We start from the raw sequence: 18,748 nt of genomic DNA on the forward strand, positions 1-18,748 counted from the left end.
AAAACATCAATGCCCGGTCAACAACTGCTCCAAAGCTGCCTTGCGCGCTGCAAGGGGCAACCGCCCAAGCGCTTCGACCCGTCCATAGAACCGCGCCCAATCCCCGCCCACGTCGTCGAACAGCGCCGCAAAGGCTGGCACCCACTGGTCGTACAGCCCAAATGGCAACAGCTTGGCATTGTTCATTGGCCCGTATACCCAGGCGTCGTAACGCTTGTCGCCGCTCCACTGGGTGTCGCGCAGCACTCGATACTCCCGACGCAAGCGTTCGAACTCCGCCTGCTTCGCGATACGCTTGTGGGCATCGTCCAGCGGCCCGGCATAGATCGCCTGGAGTCGCTCGCGGCTGGCCAGAACCAGTCGCGTGAACTGGTCGCGTTGTTTCACCTGACCGTCCCGAATCGTTGCAAACCCGCGCGCCACGTGCCATTGCCGCGATCCTTCCTGCTCGACGAAGGTGGCGAATGACTCGTTGAACTCGGTGTCATCCTTCACATAGACACGTTGGTGGGCCAACTCATGGAAGATCAGCGCAGCCAGCCGCTCATCCCCCCAGCCGACCATCGACGACAGAATGGGGTCATCGAACCAGCCGAGGGTGGAGTAGGCCTCCACGCCGCCGACATAGACATCCATGCCGTCCCGGCGCATCACCGCCGCCGCACCGCGTGCCGCGCCCTGTCGGTAATAGCCGCGATAGGCCACACAGCCCGCGATGGGGAAGCAGTGGGTCACCGGCTGCAGCGAAAGCTCCGGCGTGGCGAATACGTTCCAGACGACGAAGGGGCGCCCCAAATTGGCGTATACCCGGTAACTACCGTTGTCCGGCAGTTTCAGATGCTCGCTGGCAAATGCCCGAGCTTGCTCGGCATGCTCCAGTCGAGCTCGCAAACGTGGCGTGGTAGCAGGGTCGGCAATGACCTGCGCCACCGGCGTGCGGGCATTCAACAACTGCCATTGACCCTCAGCCAACTGACCGTAATACCCAAGGCTGCTGCAACCGTTCAGCAGAAGGGCGGCCAACCAGGGAACCAAACAGGTCAAAACGCGGTCGAGTGGCCCAGAGCCTGAGCGCTTTAAAAGAAGAAATCGAACCATCTTGGGCTATCTACTCGCTCACAGCCGATGCGCTCCAAGACTATCTTGCCAAGGGGGAGTTTCGCCATGCGTCCACTGTTTGCCATCGGCTTGCTGATGCTGTTGTCCGCCTGCTCGACGCTGCCCAACCCAGACCCCAACCAGGCCTGGGTCGATCTCGCCCCAAGTGACGACACCTCACTGCACGCCGTTGAAGTGGACGAGCGCGAATGGGCAGACAAACGTTATTTCGAAGTGGCGCCCGGCAGCCACGAATTGACCGTGCGTTACCAGTTTCCAGTCACACCGAGCAATATCGGCCCGGTCAGCGAGCCCCTGTGGCGCGACTGCCAACTCAATCTCACGTTCAAGGACTTCAGCGCTGGCCAGCGCTACCAGATGCAGGCCGGCAGCATCGGTTTCCGCCCCTGGATCAAACTCTACGACCAGCAGCAAAAACTGGTCGGACAAGGGCTGCCAGCGGGCTGCCAACGTACCTGAACATGCTGAACGGCGCTATGCTTGTAGCTTGTGAACCGCAAGCGGGAGTTTCGCCATGCGCCAGCCTATGATGCTGATCGCTCTCAGCGCACTGGGGGCTTGCGCCAGCCCCTTGCCGCCCGCCGACCCCAAGCAGGCCTGGGTCGACCTCTATACCACCACCCCAGGACGGGTCATCATGGCCGATCGACTCGATGGCAAGCGCCTGGAGGACGGTCGCTTTTTCCAGGTCACGCCGGGCAAGCATGAACTGGTGGTGCGTTTCGACTACGAGATCTACTCCGGCGGGGTCATGTCCCAACCCGTGGATCGCACCTGTTACCTGACCGTACGCTACGACGACTTCAAGGCCGGCGAGCGCTATCGCCTGGAGGCCAGGGCACCGGTGATGAAGCCACAAGTGCTGTTGTACGATGCCAACCGCGAGGTGCTGGTGAATGAACCCAGCAGGGTCTTCTGCGTGCCCTGAGCGCTTGGGGCCGTAAAGCGGCCCCACCTGCTACCGGTCATTCTTCTGGTAGATGATTTTCTTGGTACCGCCATCACAGCTGCCCACGACCATGTTGGGGTCCTTGACCTCGCTGTTAGGCACGATTTCCAGGGTGTAGGACGGCACACCTTGCGCCTGGATCTTCGCTTCGATCTCGGCCTTCAGTTCCTCGCACGGTTTGACCGCGGCCAGTGCGGACGTAGCGACCAAGGAAGCCAGCACGGCGATTGTTACGCGGATCATTGAACAGCTCCTCAAAAGGCAGTCTCGCTGCCAACGCTGTTTAGACTACCGCAAACCGCCGCAGTTGCGCCGCCTAGCCCACCAGCAAGGCATCGAGGCTGACAGTGGCATTGAGCAGTTTGGAAACCGGGCAGCCTGCCTTCGCCTTGTTGGCGATTTCCAGGAACTGCGACTCGCTGGCCCCCGGCACCTTGGCCCGCAGAACCAAGTGCACCGCGGTAATGGCAAAGCCATCGGCCTGTTTATCCAGAGAGACCTCGGCGATGGTGTCGATGCGCTCTGCGGTTAGCCCCGCCTCGCCCAGCATCATGGAAAGGGCCATCGAAAAACAGCCTGCGTGGGCTGCGCCGATCAACTCTTCCGGGTTGGTGCCAGGTGAGCCTTCGAAACGGGTATTGAAGCCATAAGGGTTCTGCTTCAGGGCCCCGCTTTCCGTGGAGAGAAAGCCGCTGCCGTCTTTCAAACCACCTTGCCAGATCGCTGATGCTGTCTTCTTCATATTGCCTCCTGAGCGCTGGGTTAGGTACTCATGGGTTCAGAGGCCAACGCCCCCCGGCAAGTTCAGACTAATCGGCCATCACGCATTGAAACGGCCGAATGTGCCCATACAGAGTTCACATGGCCTCTGGCCAATCACCCTTACGGAGGCTCCGATGACGCAGTTGCGTGACCTGAAAATTTCCACCCTCGACCTGGTGCCCGTCCGTGCCGACGCCGGCCCGGCGCAGTCGCTGCGCAACTCGCTGGACCTGGCACAACACGTCGAGCGCTTCGGATACAACCGCTTCTGGGTCGCCGAACACCACAACATGGATGGGATCGCCAGTTCGGCCACGTCAGTGCTGATCGGCTACCTGGCCGGTGGCACATCGACCATTCGGGTCGGCTCCGGCGGCATCATGCTGCCCAACCACGCGCCCCTGGTGATCGCCGAGCAGTTCGGTACCCTGGCCAGCCTCTATCCGGGCCGCATCGACCTGGGCCTTGGCCGTGCGCCAGGCTCCGACCAGATGACTGCAAGGGCCCTGCGCCGCGAACGCTCCGGCAGTGCTGACGACTTCCCCGACGATGTCGAAGAACTGTCGCGCTATCTCGGACCGCGCACACCTGATCAGAAAGTGATCGCCGTCCCCGGCCACGATACCGAGGTGCCACTCTGGTTACTCGGCTCCAGCTTGTTCAGCGCCCAGTTGGCGGGCATGCGTGGGCTGCCCTATGCCTTCGCATCGCACTTCGCGCCGCGCTACATGCATGAGGCCATCCGCATCTACCGCGACCATTTCAAACCGTCCACGGTCCTGGACAAGCCTTATGTAATGCTCGGAGTACCGATGGTCGTGGCAGAAACCGACGAGAAGGCCGAATACCTGGCCACATCCGTGTACCAGCGCATTCTCGCCCTGATTCGCGGACAAAGCCTGATGCAGCGGCCCCCGGTGCCGAGCATGGACGGCCTTTGGCTGCCCCATGAGCGGGACGCAGTGGGCAGCTTCCTGGGCCTGGCGATGATCGGCAGCCCGCAGAAAGTGCGGGCCAAGGTGCAAGTGCTCTTGGAACAGACGGGCGCGGATGAGCTGATCTTCACCTGCGACTTGTACGAGCATGCAGACCGGGTCCGGTCCTATGAATTACTGGCGCAGGCCTTGAAGGCCGAGTAGCGCCCAATCAACCGGCAAACCGGCTCCTGCGGGGGCACCGCCCGTGGGAGCGGGTTTGCCGGCGAACGGGCCAACGCTCATCCACGTCGGTAGACGATTTCTTTTTTGCCGCCTTCGCAGGTGCCGACCACCTTGCCCGCTGGGTCACCCTTGTTGACGATCTCAAGCGTGTAGCCCTTGACACCCTTGGCATCGAGCTTGGCCGCGATTTCCGCCTTGAGTTCCTCGCACGGCTTCCCGGCCGCCATCGCACCACCGGCCAGCGCCATCAGGCCTATCGCAAGCATCAGTTTCTTCATCGACCGCATTCCTTGTTTCAGATGAGAAAAGACAAGAAGGGCGCCACCCAGGCACCCTCCAGCGTTATAACGCCATCACGCCGGGACTTTCCATCCCGATCATGGGTCAACTATTGGCGATGCGGAACCCGACCTTAAGCGTGACCTGGAAGTGCGCCGCCTTGTTGTCCCGGATGTGACCCCGGGTGTCGACCACTTCGAACCATTCCAGGTGCTTGATGCTCTTGCCAGCTTCGGCCAGGGCATTGTTGATCGCCTCTTCGATGCTGTTGGGTGAAGATCCCACCAGCTCGATCTTCTTGTAGGTGTGATGATCGGACATGAGCACTCTCCTTGGATGACGGTGAGATTCAGCCTAGCAGCGCAGGCATGGTTTACCTGCGAGCAGCAGCCACCATCGAAAGTTCGATCGCACTTTTGCCTGCCCGCGCAGTCGCAACCTGTACAGTCCACCCTGCGAAGGAGAGTCAACATGCACCGCAACTCGCTGCGCAAAGCATCCCTGGAAAGCATGGAAGCGGAAATCGAAAGCCTTTTGAAAACCCTTGAAACGCTCAAACATGACGCGTCCGAGGAATCCCAGAAGTCGATGAAGGCCATCCGCAGCAACGCCGAAAGCGCGCTCAAGCATTCGCGCAGCCTGCTCAGCGATGCCTACGAGGAGGTGAAGACCCGTACCCGTCAGACCGGCATTGCCACCCGAGACTACGCACAGCAGCATCCTTGGACGACCACAGGCGTGGCGGTGGGCGCACTTGGTCTGCTGGCGGCTTACCTGCTGTCCCGTCGCAACTAACCCGCCTGACGCTGAAGTTCACGACGCAACCAATCCGCCAGTTGCTCGGCGCGCCCATCCGCGGCGCGCCGGGGCACCCAAAGCGCCAGGGCAGCGGAGGTCGGTGAAAAGCCCCACGGCGCAGTCAAACGTCCCGCACGCAAGTCATCGGCCACCAGGGGCTGCGGGGCAATTGCCACGCCCAGGCCGGCAACGGCCGCCTCCAGCAAGTAGTACAAATGCTCGAATGCCTGGCCGTACTTCAACGCCGCGGGGTCCAGCCCCTGCTGCCCGGCCCAGGTCGGCCAAGCCTGAGGCCGTGATGTGGTGTGCAGCAGCGCCTCCTCCAGCAAGGCCTTGGCCGGTGCGCCACGCAAGCGCTCGAAACCGGCGAAGTGCGGGCTCAGTACCGGCCCGATGCGCTCCTCGGCCAGCACATGCACTTGCATGTCCGCCGGCCAGGGCGGCTCGGCATACACCAGCAAGGCATCCAGTCCAGGCCGTCGTGGGTCCAGGTCGCCTTCACCTGCAGACAGGTGCAGGCGCAGTTCGGGGAGGTCCGCCTTCAGCCGACCGAGCCTGGGAATGAACCAACGCGCCAGCAGGCTGCCCGAGCAACCCAGGACGAACGGCGCCTCCCCGACATCCCGGCCCAGCTCGGCGCACACAGCACGCAGGCGGTCGAAGGCATCGGAACTGGCGTCACGCAGGCGCACACCGGCATCTGTGAGTTTGATGCCACGCCCGTCCTTGACGAACAGCGCCACGCCCAGGTGCTCTTCCAGCACCTTGATCTGCCGACTGACGGCACCATGGGTTACATGCAGCGCTTCGGCCGCCAAGCTGACGCTGTTGAGTCTGGCGGCAGCTTCGAAAGCGCGCACGGCGTTGAGGGGAGGGAGATCCTGAGCCATTTACGTGTGAGTTTTTCTGACAGGTTTATGCAATCTTATCGGTTTTCAGGCGAGCGTGTCGTGGTTAGAGTAAAGCCCATATCCCTTTGATCACGCCTTGGAGCGCACCATGACCCAGACTCAATACCGCGCCGGCCCCGATGCCAACGGCCTGTTCGGCTCGTTCGGCGGCCGCTACGTGGCCGAAACCCTCATGCCGCTGGTGCTGGATTTGGCCCGTGAGTACGAAGCGGCCAAGGCCGACCCCAAGTTCCTCGAAGAACTGGCCTACTTCCAACGCGACTATATCGGCCGCCCGAACCCGCTGTACTTCGCCGAGCGACTGACCGAACACTGCGGCGGCGCGAAGATTTTCTTCAAGCGTGAAGAGCTCAACCATACCGGCGCCCACAAGGTGAACAACTGCATCGGCCAGGTGCTGCTGGCCAAGCGCATGGGCAAGAAGCGCCTGATCGCCGAAACCGGCGCCGGCATGCACGGCGTGGCCACCGCCACCGTCGCCGCACGCTTCGGCCTGCCCTGCGTGATCTACATGGGCGCCACCGACATCGAGCGCCAGCAGGCCAACGTGTTCCGCATGAAATTGCTGGGCGCCGAGATCGTCCCGGTCACCGCCGGCACCGGCACCCTGAAAGACGCCATGAACGAAGCCCTGCGCGACTGGGTTACCAATGTCGAAGACACTTTCTACCTGATCGGCACCGTGGCCGGCCCGCACCCGTACCCGGCGATGGTCCGCGACTTCCAGTCGATCATCGGCAAGGAAACCCGCGCCCAGCTGCAAGAAAAGGAAGGTCGCCTGCCCGACAGCCTGATCGCCTGCGTCGGCGGTGGCTCCAACGCCATGGGCCTGTTCCACGATTTCCTCGATGATGCCAGCGTGCAGATCATCGGCGTGGAAGCCGGTGGCCACGGCGTGAACACCGACAAACATGCCGCCAGCCTCAACGGTGGGGTGCCAGGCGTGCTGCACGGTAACCGCACCTACCTGCTGCAGGACAATGACGGTCAGATCACAGACGCCCACTCGATTTCCGCAGGCCTCGACTATCCAGGCATCGGCCCGGAGCACGCCTACCTTCACGAAGTGAAGCGCGTGGAGTACGTCAGCATCACCGACGACGAAGCCCTCGCGGCCTTCCACACCACGTGCCGCCTCGAAGGCATCATCCCGGCCCTGGAAAGCTCCCATGCCCTGGCTGAAGCCATCAAGCGTGCGCCGACCCTGCCCAAGGACCATTTGATGGTCATCTGCCTGTCCGGCCGTGGTGACAAAGACATGCAAACCGTGATGAATCACATGGCCGCCCAGGAGAAACAGGCATGAGCCGTCTTGAACAACGCTTCGCCGAACTGAAGGCCGAAGGCCGCTCCGCGCTGGTCACCTTCGTCACCGCCGGCGACCCTGGCTACGACGCCTCGCTGCAGATCCTCAAAGGCCTGCCTGAAGCCGGCGCGGACGTGATCGAACTGGGCATGCCGTTCACCGACCCGATGGCCGACGGCGTCGCGATCCAGCTGGCCACCCTGCGCGCACTGGAGGCCGGTCAGACGCTGGCGAAAACCCTGCAGATGGTCCGTGAGTTCCGCGTGGGCAACCAGACCACGCCGATCGTGTTGATGGGTTACTACAACCCCATCCACCGCTTTGGCGTTGAACAGTTCGTGGCCCAAGCCAAAGAAGCGGGTGTCGATGGCTTGATCATCGTCGACCTGCCACCGGAGCACGACGCTGAACTGGCTACCCCGGCCCAGGCCGCGGGCATCGACTTCATCCGCCTGACCACCCCGACCACCGACGATGCTCGCCTGCCGCGGGTGCTCGAGCGCAGTTCGGGCTTCGTCTACTACGTTTCCGTGGCGGGTGTGACCGGAGCCGGCTCGGCGACCACCGAGCACGTGACCGAGGCGATCGCCCGTCTGCGTCGACATACCGATCTGCCGATCAGCGTTGGTTTCGGTATTCGTACGCCGGAGCAGGCTGCCGCGATTGCCCGTCTCTCGGACGGTGTCGTGGTGGGTTCGGCGCTGGTGGACAAGATCGCCAAGGCCGAGAATGCCGATCAGGCTGTGAAGGACGTGCTGAACCTTTGCTCGGCACTGGCCGATGGCGTGCGCAGCGCTCGCGCCTGATACACGTCGTACTCATCGCCGGCAACCCGGCTCCTACAGGTCTGCTCGGACCTCGTAGGAGCCGGCACACCGGCGATGGGACCTGAAGCCCTAACTCGCAAAAATCGACAGATCCAGCGGCCGCACAGCGCCCATCCAGATCGCATGGTCCCTGTGGTCAGCCAGCTCATCCCCCGTCAGCGGATGCAGAAACACCACCAGCCCCTTGCGGTACAACGCCAACCACGGCAACACCACCCCCACCACCTCTGGTCCGAACGCCAACTGACAACTCCAGTCTGGGTGCGGACCGACCGGTTTCTGGTGCATACGCCCCATGGTTACAGGAAACAGCCGCGCGGCCTCTTCGCACAACTCGCGGGCCTGGTCGATGGTGGACGCGTCGTAATAGACATGGGCGTGATAGCCCTTGATTCTTTGCACGAAAACTCCTGAATGCACTACGAAGTGCCACTGCGCTCTTGCTCCAGCCAGTCGACAAACCGCTCGATCAATGCCCCACGCCGTTTGCGCGGTGGCAATACCACATAATAGCCCCGACTCGACTTCAGACTCTGCTCCAGCGGCCGGCATAGAAGCCCCTGTTCCACCAAGCCATCGACCAGATGCCGCCAGCCGATGGCCACCCCTTGGCCTGCGATGGCAGCCTGGATCAGCAACGTATAGTTATCGAAACGCAGCTGGCCGGAGGGGGCCGGACTTTCCACACCGAGTCCACGAAACACGCCCGCCCAGTCGAACCAGCGACTGGCCTGCTCGCCCCGCAAATGGAGCAACGGCAATCGTTGCAAAGCCACGGCTGACAGGGGTTTGCCATGAATCAGCCGAGGGCTGCAGACAGGGAATACTTCCTCATCGAACAGCCACCTGCTCTCGCCCTGATGAAAGCGCCCGTCCCCGAACAGGATTGCCACATCGATATCGGGCCGCAACATGCCCTGACTGCGCTCGCCAGTGACAAGACTCACATCGACCTGTGGATAAGCCTGATGAAAACGCTGCAGCCTCGGCATCAGCCAGAACGCCGCGAAGGCGAAATCAGTGGCCACCTGGAGCACTTCACGCTGGCCACGGCCACTGACCTGGCCGATGCCTTCGTTCATGGTCTGCAGGCCCTGATGTACCTGCTCGAACAGCTGTTGGCCCGCTTCGGTCAGCTCTATTCCCCGGTAGATCCGGTCGAACAAGCGCGCCCCCAGCTGCGCCTCAAGCCGCTTGACCTGCTGACTCACTGCCGGCTGGGTGGTCCCCAGTTCGGTCGCGGCAGCGGTGAACCCGCGCAGCCGAGCAGCGGCCTCGAATACGCGCAGAGCATCGAGGGATAACTTGGCAAGGTGCTCAAACATAAGCTTGGCTAATCCCAGTCATTGCCCGCCATGGGCTTTACCCATGTTATCCACAGTCGCATCTTGGTAGGCAAGCGGTTCGCATAATACTGAACGATGGAAGCCAACCATGAAGCGCCCGAATATCCTGTTCATCATGGCCGACCAGATGGCCGCGCCCCTGCTACCGATCTACGCCCCTTCACCCATTCAGATGCCCCACCTGAGCCGCCTGGCCGAGCAAGCCGTGGTGTTCGACTCCGCCTACTGCAACAGCCCGCTTTGTGCGCCGTCGCGTTTCACCCTGGTCAGTGGCCAGCTCCCGAGCCGCATTGGTGCCTATGACAACGCGGCCGATTTCCCCGCTGATGTGCCGACCTACGCCCACTACCTGCGCCGCCTCGGTTACCGCACCGCACTGTCCGGCAAGATGCACTTCTGCGGTCCAGACCAGTTGCACGGCTACGAGGAGCGCCTGACCAGCGACATCTACCCGGCCGACTATGGCTGGGCGGTGAATTGGGACGCCCCGGACGAGCGCCCGAGCTGGTATCACAACATGTCCTCGGTACTTCAGGCCGGCCCTTGCGTGCGCACCAACCAACTGGACTTCGACGAGGAGGTGGTGTTCAAGGCGCGCCAGTACCTCTACGACCATGTCCGCGACAATGATGGCCGCCCGTTCTGTCTGACGGTGTCCATGACCCATCCCCATGATCCGTACACCATCCCCAGACGCTACTGGGATCGCTACGAGGCTGTGGATATCCCCATGCCGCGCGCTGAGTTCGGCCAGCATGAGCAGGACCCGCACTCGCAAAGGCTGCTCAAGGTCTACGACCTGTGGGACCGAACCCTGCCTGTGGATAAGATTCGCGACGCACGCCGCGCGTACTTCGGCGCATGCAGCTATATCGACGACAACATCGGCCAACTCCTGCAAACGCTCGAGGAGTGTGACCTGGCGGATGACACCCTGATCGTATTCTCCGGCGACCATGGCGACATGCTTGGCGAGCGCGGGCTCTGGTACAAGATGCATTGGTTCGAGATGTCGGCCCGTGTGCCACTGTTGATCCATGCGCCGAAACGCTTCGCTCCAACGAGAGTCAGCGCTTCGGTCTCCACTTGTGACCTGCTGCCGACCCTGGTCGAACTGGCCGGCGGTGCTGTGGATAAAAACCTGCACCTGGATGGCCACTCATTGCTCGGCCACCTGCAAGGGCAGGGTGGCCATGACGAGGTGATCGGCGAATACATGGCCGAAGGCACCGTCGGCCCACTGATGATGATCCGTCGTGGCCCGTACAAGTTCGTGTACAGCGAGGACGATCCTTGCTTACTCTATGACTTGAGCCGCGACCCGCACGAGCGGGAGAACCTCACCAGCAGCCCGGACCATCAGGCGCGGCTGCAGGCATTCGTCGATGAAGCCCGCCAACGCTGGGATATCCCCAGCCTGCGCCAGCAGGTGCTGGCCAGCCAGAGACGCCGCCGTCTGGTGGCCGAAGCGCTGGCCATCGGCACGCTGAAAAGCTGGGACCACCAACCGATGGTCGATGCCAGCCAACAGTACATGCGTAACCACATCGATCTCGACGACCTCGAGCGCAAGGCACGTTATCCACAGCCCGCCCCCCTGGATTGAGAAGAGAGGCCGCCATGCAGAAGTTCTCCGCCGCCGTGTTCGCCCTTACCCTGAGCCTGGGCACGGCCCATGCCGCCGACAGCGATGCACAATGCAGCACCGTGAAAATGGCTGACCCCGGCTGGAGCGATATCGCTTCCACCAACGCCATCAGCCGCCTGCTTCTGGAAAGCCTGGGCTACCAGGTGAAGATCGACAGCCTGGCGGTACCGATCATCTACGGTGGCCTCAAAGATGGCCGGGTCGACGCGTTCCTTGGTAACTGGATGCCTGCACAGCAGGGCTTCCATGACAAATTCATCGCCAACGGCGATGTGCAGCGGCTGTCGCGCAACCTGGAGGGAACCGAGTTCACCCTGGCAGTGCCGGACTATGTCTGGCAGGCAGGCGTGAAAGACTTTGCCGACCTGCAGAAGCATGCCGAGCAGTTCGACAAGAAGCTGTACGGGATCGGTTCCGGGGCCCCCGCCAACCTGTCGCTGAAAGAGATCATCGACAAGAACCAGTTCAACCTCGGCCAGTGGAAACTGGTCGAATCCAGCGAGCAGGCAATGCTGGCGCAGGTGGACCGCGCCGTGAAGAAGCAGCAGTTCATCACTTTCCTCGGCTGGACACCTCACCCGATGAACGTGAAACTTAAAATGCATTACCTGACCGGCGGGGAGAAGTGGTTCGGCAGCAAAGGCGACGTCTACACGTTGACGCGCAAGGGTTATCCACAAGCATGCCCAAATGCGGCGAAACTGCTTGGCAACCTGAAATTTACCTTGGACATGGAAAACAGCATCATGGCCGAGGTTGTGGATAAGAAGATCGGCTTCGATGAAGCGGCCAAAGCGTGGGTGAAGGCCAATCCGCAGGTGCTGGAAGCGTGGTTGGCAGGCGTTACCACCAAGGCCGATGGCGATGCCCTGGAGGCAGTGAACGCTAGGCTCTGATTTTTGACTGTGGGCTACTGAGGCCGCTCCGCACACCCAGAGAATTTGCGGGGGCGGCCTTGTGTCGCGTAACGAAGGCCAAGCCCTCGTAGGCGATATTGAACAGGAACGATGCATGCCGCGCCTTTACCACCTGCTGCCCTTCCTCACCTGGCTGCCCCGCCAATCGGGCCGCAGTCTGCGCCAGGACCTGCTGGTGGGCCTGAGCGGGGCCATCCTGGCCTTGCCACAATCCATCGCCTATGCCCTGATCGCCGGGCTGCCTGCCGAGTATGGCCTGTACGCCGCCATCGTGCCGGTTCTGGTCGCCTGCCTGTGGGGGTCCTCCTGGCACCTGATCTGCGGCCCGACCGCCGCCATCTCCATCGTCCTCTACGCCAGTGTCAGCCCGCTGGCCGTGCCCACAAGCGCTGACTACGTGACCTTGGTGCTGCTGCTGACGTTCCTCGCCGGCATTTTCCAATTGCTGCTGGGCTTGCTGCGTTTCGGCGCGCTGGTCAATTTCGTTTCCCATTCCGTGGTGCTTGGATTCACGCTGGGCGCCGCCATCGTCATCGCCCTCGGCCAATTGCCCAATCTGCTGGGCATGGACCTGCCCAGCCAGGCCACGGCGCTGAAAACCCTGCAGGACTTGGCTAGCCATGCCGGAGAAGTCGACTGGCCGTCGCTGGCGCTGGGATTGGCCACCTTGCTGATCGGGATGGCGTTCAAACGCCTGCGACCCCGCTGGCCCAGCCTGTTGATAAGTCTGGTGCTGGTGAGTCTGGTGACCTGGCTGTTGCCGAGCGTCTTTGGCCATGTACAGCGCGTGCCTGCCTTCGTCGGCCAACTGCCGCCGCTCAGCCCACTGCCATTGCTGGACTTCGAGCTGATCTTGCGTCTACTGCCCAGTGCCGTCGCCGTGGGCATGCTGGGGTTGGTGACCAGTCTTTCGATTGCCCGTTCCTTGTCGTCGCGCTCCGAGCAACTGATCGACGCCAACCAGGAAATCCGTGGCCAAGGCGTGTCGAACATCGTCGGGGCATTCTTCTCCGGCTACTTGTCGTCCGGCTCGTTCACCCGTTCCGGGCTAAGTTACGACGCGGGTGCTCAGTCCCCCATGGCTGGCGTGTTCTCGGCCCTGTGGGTGGCGTTGTTCGCCGTCATGGGCGCCGGGTTGATTGCGCATCTGCCCATTCCGGCCATGGCCGGCAGCATTTTGCTGATCTGCTGGGGGCTGGTGGACCATCGGGCAATCCGGGCGCTGTTTCGGGTCAGCCGCTCTGAGTTCCTGGTCATGGCACTGACCGCCGCCGCCACCTTGCTGCTGGAGCTGCAGACAGCGATCTATGCCGGGGTGCTGGCGTCACTGTTCTTCTACCTCAAGCGCACTTCGCGGCCACGGGTGCAGCAGAGCCGGGAAGGCGAAGCCGACATGCTGCGGGTGGGCGGGTCGATATTCTTCGGCGCAGCGCATTACCTGCAAGTGCGGTTACAGCGCTGCCAGGGGCCGCATGTGGTGATCGATGCGCGGCAGGTGAACTTCATCGACTACTCGGGTGTGGATATGCTGCACCGCGAAGCGCGGCGATTGATGCGCCTTGGTGGGAGCCTGACATTGCAGCGGGCAAGGCCGCAGGTGGTAGAGGAATTGCAGAAGCTGGAAGGCCTTGCGAACTGTCCAATACGTTTCGAAGACTGACAGTCAACTGTCAATTCTGTCAGTTGCGGACAACCCGCAGGCGATGAAAAAGTGCATGGCGTCCATTCACCACAGAGTACGCCATGAGTAGCTGCGTTTACCTCGCGTTGGTGCCATTGCTGGTGGCGCCAGGCACCTATGCTGCGGATGACTGCTGGAGCGTTGCCGATGCACAAGCACGCATTGCCCGGCTGGAAAGCCAAATGACCGCTCGGGATCCCTATACTGGCAAAGCGCAATCCGAAGCAAAGCTCGCTCAATACCGGCAGCAGATCGCCCTGGAACGCCAATTCATCCAATAGCGATCCGAGGTCAACTGCGCGCCAACTGCCGACGCAGCTCATCCAGCACAGGCGCCGTGTCCGGCCGCACCCCACGCCAGATGAAGAACGCCTCGGCCGCCTGCTCGGCCAGCATCCCCAGCCCATCCAGCACCTTGGCAGCCCCAAGCTTGCTGGCCCATTGGCAAAACGGCGTCGGCTCCTTGCCATACATCATGTCGTAGCAAACCGTCCGCCCCGGCTCGACCAGGCTGTCGGCAATCGGTGGCAACTCACCGGAAAGGCTCGCAGACGTCGCATTGATGATCACATCCACCGGCTCCTGCAACCAGGAAAAACCGCTGGCCACCACCGGCCCCAGCTCATCGAATTCACGCGCCAGCTGCTCGGCCTTTTCCACCGTGCGGTTGGCGATCACCAATGATTGTGGCTTGTGCGCCAGGATCGGCTCCAGCACGCCGCGTACCGCACCTCCGGCACCGAGAATGAGGATGCGCTTGCCTGTCAGCTCGACCCCGGCATTCACCGTCAGGTCTCGCACCAGGCCCGCGCCATCGGTGTTATCCCCTTGCAGCGTACCGTCCGCCAGTTTGCTCAAGGTGTTCACTGCGCCCGCTCGCCGGGCCCGAGGCGTGAGGCTTTCGCAGAGCCGGAAAGCCTCTTCCTTGAACGGCACGGTCACATTGGCCCCGCTGCCTTGCTTGAAGAAGCCGCGGGCGCAATCGCTGAACTCATCCAGCGGCGCCAGCAGGGTGGCGTACTCCAGATCCTGACCGGTCTGCTCGGCGAACAGACGATGGATCAAAGGCGACTTGCTGTGGCCAATCGGGTTGCCGAAAACGACATACTGGTCCATGAGGGCTCCTTGGTTATCCACAGACTTACTGGGCGAGCCAGTCACGGTCCTGCAGGAAATACTCGGTCAGGCGCGCTTCTTCGCTACCTGGTGCGGCCTTCCAGTCATAACCCCAGCGTACCTGCGGTGGCAACGACATCAGGATCGACTCGGTGCGCCCACCCGATTGCAGGCCGAACAGAGTGCCACGGTCGTAGACCAGGTTGAACTCGACGTAGCGGCCACGGCGGTACTCCTGGAACTCACGCTGCTGGGGCGTGTAGGGCGTGTCCTTGCGGCGCTGGACGATCGGCAGGTAAGCGTCGACGTAGGCGTCACCGATGGCGCGGATGAAAGCGAAGCAGGTATCGAAGTCCCACTCGTTCAGGTCATCGAAGAACAAGCCCCCAATACCCCGAGGTTCACCACGGTGCTTGAGGTGGAAGTAACGGTCGCACCAGGCCTTGTAGCGGGGGTACACGTCGGCGCCGAACGGCGCGCAGGCCTGCTGGGCCACACGGTGCCAGTGGATGCAGTCCTCCTCGTTGCCGTAGTAGGGGGTCAGGTCGAAACCACCGCCGAACCACCAGACCGCCTCTTCGCCTTCCTTCTCGGCAATGAAGAAACGCACATTGGCATGGGAGGTGGGTACATGTGGATTGTGCGGGTGAATCACCAACGACACGCCCAACGCCTCGAAGCCACGACCCGCCAGCTCCGGGCGGTGGGCACTGGCCGAAGGCGGCAGGCCGGCGCCGAATACATGGGAGAAGTTCACGCCGCCTTTCTCGATCACTTTGCCTTCACCGATCACCCGCGTACGGCCACCGCCACCGGCTTCGCGCACCCAGGCGTCCTCGACGAAGCGGGCGCCGCCGTCTTCAGCTTCGAGGGCAGAGCAGATGCGGTCTTGCAGGTCGAGCAGGTAGGCTTTCACGGCCTCGGTGCGGCTGGTCATCGGGTCACCTGGAAGGAGCAGGAAGAAATTCGCCGCGTAGCATACCACCGGCAGCCAGCGCGCCGCAGTTGACGACGATCAAGCAAAGGCGTCCGATAGAAGGCCTTCCGATCCCGACAACAGGAGTGCGAGATGGCCAAGCGTATACAGTTCAGCCAGCATGGCGGCCCAGAGGTTCTGCAACTTGTGGAGTTCGAGCCTGCGCCACCCGGTCCGCAGCAAGTGCGGGTGCGTAACCATGCGATTGGCCTGAACTTCATCGACACCTATTTCCGCAGCGGGCTTTACTCGCCACCGTCTCTGCCTTCGGGCCTGGGCACCGAAGCAGCCGGCGTTGTCGAGGCAGTTGGCGAAGGCGTCACCCGGCTGAAGGTCGGTGACCGTGTGGCCCACGCTGGCGGCCCACTGGGCGCCTACAGCGAGGTACATACCTTGCCCGAAGCGAATCTGGTCAAGCTGCCCGACAGCATCAGCTTCGAGCAAGCCGCGGCAGTGATGCTCAAGGGTCTGACCGTGCAGTACCTGCTCAAGCAGACCTACGCCGTGCAGCCGGGTGACTTCGTTCTGTTCCATGCAGCAGCCGGTGGGGTAGGGTCGCTGGCGTGCCAGTGGGCCAAGGCGCTGGGCGCCAAACTGATCGGAACCGTAAGCTCCGCCGAAAAGGCCGAGCGGGCCAAGGCACTAGGGGCTTGGGCGACCATCGACTACAGCCGCGAAGATGTCGCCCAGCGCGTGCTGGAACTGACCGACGGTCAGAAATGCCCGGTGGTGTATGACGGCGTGGGTGCCGACACCTGGCTGACTTCGTTGGACTGCCTCAAACCACGGGGGCTGATGGTGAGTTTCGGCAATGCCTCCGGAGCGGTGACCGGCGTCAACCTGGGGATCCTGTCGCAGAAGGGTTCGCTGTATGTCACCCGGCCAACGCTGGCAAGCTATGCCAACAATGCGCAAAACACTCAGGCCATGGCGGACGATCTGTTCTCCATGATCGCCAGTGGCAAGCTGGTCGTGGATATCCAGCAGCGCTATCCGCTGAGCGAGGCGGCCAAGGCGCAGGCTGAGTTGTCGGCGCGCAGGACCGTGGGTTCGACGGTACTACTGCCCTGAAATCGCCGGCAAGTCGGCTCCTGCGAGGGCTGCGCAGTAAAGATTCGCGCTGATGCAGCCCCTCTGCAGGAGCGGCCTTGCGTCGCGAAAGAGCGGCAACAGTAACCACACAGCCACCGCCCCATCAAAAGTCGGTGTCCACCAGGCAAATCAACCCGGTCGAACGACTTCGCCAGTCACCAGGTCACGAATCACGCTCGGGTTCTTTCGCCCACCCAACGCTCCACCCAGCACCAGGTCCAACTGGTTGTGGAAATACTGCTCAACCCGCAACCGGGTCTTGGCTGCCGGGCGCCCGCCAGGGTTGCAAGAGGTGGAAATCAGCGGCCCCACCAGCGCACACAGTTCACGTACCAATGGGTGGTCACTGACCCGCAGCGCCACGGTGTCGTGCTGCCCCGTCACCCATTCCGGCAAAAGGTCCTGGTGCGGCACCAGCCAGGTGTTGGGTCCCGGCCAGGTGCTGCTCATGCGGTCGATCCAGTCTTCAGGGAAATCCTCGAACAGGAAATCGAATTGCTGGATGCTGTCGGCGACCAGAATCAGCCCCTTATCCACAGGCCGCGACTTCAGGGCCAGCAGGCGATACACCGCGTCCTCGTTCCAGGGGTCGCAGCCCAGGCCCCAGACCGCTTCCGTCGGATAGGCGATCACCGCCCCCGCCCGAATTTCACGTGCGGCTTGTTGCACACGCCAACTGCTCACCATTTGTATCTCTCCGCATTTAAGCCTTGGGCGCAGTTTACTTAGGCCGAGCGGGCAAACCAACGTCCGGCTTCATTGCTGACCTGGCCCTGGAGCTCCAGCTCGGTCAAGCTGGCCAGTACCTCGGCCAAAGGCCGGCCACTGCTGAGCGCCAACCCCTCGCTGGTCTGGGGTGCTGCGTGCAGAAGGGCCAGGAGCGGATGTTGAGGTTTATCCACAGCCGGTTGCGGCAGATTTTGCCAACCCCGCAGGGTATCGATGATCTGCTCCACGCTCTCGACCAGCAGCGCGCCATCGCGTATCAACTGATGGCATCCCCTGGCGCCCGGGTGGTGGATCGAACCGGGAATGGCATACACCTCCCGGCCTTGTTCAGCCGCCAAGCGGGCAGTAATCAACGAGCCACTGCCCAGACTGGCTTCGACAACCAGCACCCCCAGGGACATGCCGCTGATGATGCGATTGCGTCGCGGAAAATTGGCAGGCAGGGGATCAGCATCCAACGGGTACTCCGAAACCACCGCGCCGCCGCTGTCGATGATCGCTCGCGCCAAGTCACGATGGCGCTGTGGATAAAGTTTTTGCAGCCCAGTGCCAAGCACGGCAATCGTCTGCCCTCCGACCTCCAGCGCCGCCCGATGAGCGGCACCATCAACGCCCAGCGCCAGGCCACTGGTGATGGTGAAACCCGTTTGCGCAAGGGCACGTGAAAATGCCCGAGCGGTGTCCAGAGCCGGAGGTGAAGCACGTCTGCTACCCACAATGGCCAGCTGCGGTTGCTCCAGGCAAGCGGGGTCGCCTGCGACGAACAACAGGGGCGGCGGGTCGTCCGTTTCCGCCAGCAACGCGGGGTAACCGGCACCGTCCCACATCAGTAAATGCTGGCCTGGACGCTCTAGCCAGGCCATTGCAGCCAAAGCACCCTCGCGTACCTGCGCACAGCGGCGCGCATCGATACTGGCTTGCGCAAGGCCAAGGGCACGCCAGGCACTGGCCGGTGCACTCAGCGCCGAAGACGCCGTTCCGAAGGCCTCCAGAAGGCGCTGAAAGCGACGCAGTCCTATCTCGGGCAAGCGGTGCAGACGTAATCGCGCCTCCAGTTCGGCAGGCGGACAATTCGATGAATGGTGAGTCGACATGGGGATCATCCTTGATCGGAAGAGGGCCATAAACGTGG

23 protein-coding genes are annotated in these 18,748 nt (G+C 62.4%); 11 read left to right on the forward strand and 12 right to left on the reverse strand.

Features of this window, described 5'->3' with window-relative positions:
• Positions 1–6: 6 nt before the first annotated feature.
• Positions 7–1,098, reverse strand: coding sequence for an aminopeptidase (locus H620_RS0101860; protein WP_027906637.1), 1,092 nt, complete (start codon positions 1,096–1,098; stop codon positions 7–9).
• A gap of 66 nt (positions 1,099–1,164) precedes the next feature.
• Here H620_RS0101860 and H620_RS0101865 point away from each other — a divergent pair, with 66 nt between their 5' ends.
• Positions 1,165–1,578: a PA0061/PA0062 family lipoprotein gene (locus tag H620_RS0101865; RefSeq protein WP_023377987.1), complete on the forward strand. Its 414-nt coding sequence runs from the start codon at positions 1,165–1,167 to the stop codon at positions 1,576–1,578.
• Between the two features lie 55 nt (positions 1,579–1,633).
• Positions 1,634–2,047, forward strand: coding sequence for a PA0061/PA0062 family lipoprotein (locus H620_RS0101870; RefSeq protein WP_023377986.1), 414 nt, complete (start codon positions 1,634–1,636; stop codon positions 2,045–2,047).
• Between the two features lie 30 nt (positions 2,048–2,077).
• On the opposite strand, the gene H620_RS0101875 is transcribed toward H620_RS0101870, so the two are convergent.
• Entirely contained in the window at positions 2,078–2,311 is a 234-nt protein-coding gene (locus H620_RS0101875; RefSeq protein WP_023377985.1) for a DUF1161 domain-containing protein, read from the reverse strand.
• Positions 2,312–2,384: 73 nt separating this feature from the next.
• Entirely contained in the window at positions 2,385–2,810 is a 426-nt protein-coding gene (locus tag H620_RS0101880) for an OsmC family protein (RefSeq protein WP_023377984.1), read from the reverse strand.
• A 154-nt stretch (positions 2,811–2,964) separates the two neighbouring features.
• Here H620_RS0101880 and H620_RS0101885 point away from each other — a divergent pair, with 154 nt between their 5' ends.
• On the forward strand, positions 2,965–3,969 hold the full coding sequence (locus H620_RS0101885; RefSeq protein WP_023377983.1) for an LLM class flavin-dependent oxidoreductase: 1,005 nt from the start codon (positions 2,965–2,967) through the stop codon (positions 3,967–3,969).
• A gap of 77 nt (positions 3,970–4,046) precedes the next feature.
• Here the strand turns inward: H620_RS0101885 and H620_RS0101890 are convergent, their stop codons facing one another.
• Together H620_RS0101890 and H620_RS0101895 are read right to left on the reverse strand one after the other, a co-directional pair.
• Entirely contained in the window at positions 4,047–4,268 is a 222-nt protein-coding gene (locus tag H620_RS0101890; RefSeq protein ID WP_027906638.1) for a DUF1161 domain-containing protein, read from the reverse strand.
• Positions 4,269–4,374: 106 nt separating this feature from the next.
• Entirely contained in the window at positions 4,375–4,590 is a 216-nt protein-coding gene (locus tag H620_RS0101895) for a dodecin (protein WP_023377979.1), read from the reverse strand.
• A 150-nt stretch (positions 4,591–4,740) separates the two neighbouring features.
• Here H620_RS0101895 and H620_RS0101900 point away from each other — a divergent pair, with 150 nt between their 5' ends.
• Complete coding sequence (locus H620_RS0101900) at positions 4,741–5,064, forward strand: ElaB/YgaM/YqjD family protein (RefSeq protein ID WP_023377978.1); 324 nt, start codon at positions 4,741–4,743, stop codon at positions 5,062–5,064.
• On the opposite strand, the gene H620_RS0101905 is transcribed toward H620_RS0101900, so the two are convergent.
• Positions 5,061–5,957, reverse strand: a complete 897-nt coding sequence (locus tag H620_RS0101905) for a LysR family transcriptional regulator (RefSeq protein WP_023377977.1) — start codon at positions 5,955–5,957, stop codon at positions 5,061–5,063. The two genes, H620_RS0101900 and H620_RS0101905, sit on opposite strands and share 4 nt — an antisense overlap.
• Positions 5,958–6,066: 109 nt before the next feature.
• On the opposite strand from H620_RS0101905, the gene trpB reads away from it, so the two are divergent.
• Both trpB and trpA read left to right on the forward strand, forming a co-directional pair.
• Positions 6,067–7,284 carry a tryptophan synthase subunit beta gene (trpB, locus tag H620_RS0101910; protein ID WP_023377976.1) on the forward strand — a complete coding sequence of 406 codons (1,218 nt, stop codon included), beginning with the start codon at positions 6,067–6,069 and terminating at the stop codon, positions 7,282–7,284.
• Positions 7,281–8,090, forward strand: a complete 810-nt coding sequence (gene trpA / locus H620_RS0101915) for a tryptophan synthase subunit alpha (RefSeq protein ID WP_023377975.1) — start codon at positions 7,281–7,283, stop codon at positions 8,088–8,090. The genes trpB and trpA overlap by 4 nt, the downstream gene beginning before the upstream one ends.
• 90 nt (positions 8,091–8,180) lie before the next feature.
• Here the strand turns inward: trpA and H620_RS0101920 are convergent, their stop codons facing one another.
• Both H620_RS0101920 and H620_RS0101925 read right to left on the reverse strand, forming a co-directional pair.
• Positions 8,181–8,513 carry a DOPA 4,5-dioxygenase family protein gene (locus tag H620_RS0101920; protein WP_023377974.1) on the reverse strand — a complete coding sequence of 111 codons (333 nt, stop codon included), beginning with the start codon at positions 8,511–8,513 and terminating at the stop codon, positions 8,181–8,183.
• A 17-nt stretch (positions 8,514–8,530) separates the two neighbouring features.
• Positions 8,531–9,436, reverse strand: coding sequence for a choline sulfate utilization transcriptional regulator (locus H620_RS0101925; protein WP_023377973.1), 906 nt, complete (start codon positions 9,434–9,436; stop codon positions 8,531–8,533).
• A gap of 109 nt (positions 9,437–9,545) precedes the next feature.
• Here H620_RS0101925 and betC point away from each other — a divergent pair, with 109 nt between their 5' ends.
• The 4 genes from betC (at position 9,546) to H620_RS0101945 (ending at position 13,984) form a co-directional block, all read left to right on the forward strand.
• On the forward strand, positions 9,546–11,063 hold the full coding sequence (betC, locus tag H620_RS0101930; protein WP_027906639.1) for a choline-sulfatase: 1,518 nt from the start codon (positions 9,546–9,548) through the stop codon (positions 11,061–11,063).
• Between the two features lie 14 nt (positions 11,064–11,077).
• The gene (gene choX / locus H620_RS0101935) at positions 11,078–12,001 is read left to right on the forward strand and encodes a choline ABC transporter substrate-binding protein (protein WP_023377971.1); all 924 of its coding nucleotides are present in this window, start codon (positions 11,078–11,080) and stop codon (positions 11,999–12,001) included.
• Between the two features lie 115 nt (positions 12,002–12,116).
• On the forward strand, positions 12,117–13,682 hold the full coding sequence (locus H620_RS0101940; RefSeq protein WP_027906640.1) for a SulP family inorganic anion transporter: 1,566 nt from the start codon (positions 12,117–12,119) through the stop codon (positions 13,680–13,682).
• 83 nt (positions 13,683–13,765) lie between these two features.
• Positions 13,766–13,984 carry a hypothetical protein gene (locus H620_RS0101945; RefSeq protein WP_023377969.1) on the forward strand — a complete coding sequence of 73 codons (219 nt, stop codon included), beginning with the start codon at positions 13,766–13,768 and terminating at the stop codon, positions 13,982–13,984.
• A gap of 10 nt (positions 13,985–13,994) precedes the next feature.
• Here H620_RS0101945 and aroE read toward each other — a convergent pair whose 3' ends face one another.
• Positions 13,995–14,819 carry a shikimate dehydrogenase gene (gene aroE, locus H620_RS0101950; protein WP_023377968.1) on the reverse strand — a complete coding sequence of 275 codons (825 nt, stop codon included), beginning with the start codon at positions 14,817–14,819 and terminating at the stop codon, positions 13,995–13,997.
• A 25-nt stretch (positions 14,820–14,844) separates the two neighbouring features.
• Positions 14,845–15,756, reverse strand: a complete 912-nt coding sequence (gene hemF, locus H620_RS0101955; RefSeq protein ID WP_023377967.1) for an oxygen-dependent coproporphyrinogen oxidase — start codon at positions 15,754–15,756, stop codon at positions 14,845–14,847.
• A 132-nt stretch (positions 15,757–15,888) separates the two neighbouring features.
• Here hemF and H620_RS0101960 point away from each other — a divergent pair, with 132 nt between their 5' ends.
• Entirely contained in the window at positions 15,889–16,866 is a 978-nt protein-coding gene (locus H620_RS0101960) for an NADPH:quinone reductase (protein ID WP_023377966.1), read from the forward strand.
• A 150-nt stretch (positions 16,867–17,016) separates the two neighbouring features.
• On the opposite strand, the gene tsaC is transcribed toward H620_RS0101960, so the two are convergent.
• The gene (gene tsaC, locus H620_RS0101965; RefSeq protein WP_023377965.1) at positions 17,017–17,574 is read right to left on the reverse strand and encodes an L-threonylcarbamoyladenylate synthase type 1 TsaC; all 558 of its coding nucleotides are present in this window, start codon (positions 17,572–17,574) and stop codon (positions 17,017–17,019) included.
• 38 nt (positions 17,575–17,612) lie between these two features.
• A complete protein-coding gene (gene dprA / locus H620_RS0101970; protein WP_023377963.1) occupies positions 17,613–18,710 on the reverse strand; it encodes a DNA-processing protein DprA in 1,098 nt (365 codons plus the stop codon).
• Positions 18,711–18,748: the final 38 nt, after the last annotated feature.

It is taken from the genome of Pseudomonas taiwanensis DSM 21245, from assembly GCF_000425785.1.
Classification (GTDB): Bacteria; Pseudomonadota; Gammaproteobacteria; order Pseudomonadales; family Pseudomonadaceae; genus Aquipseudomonas; species Aquipseudomonas taiwanensis.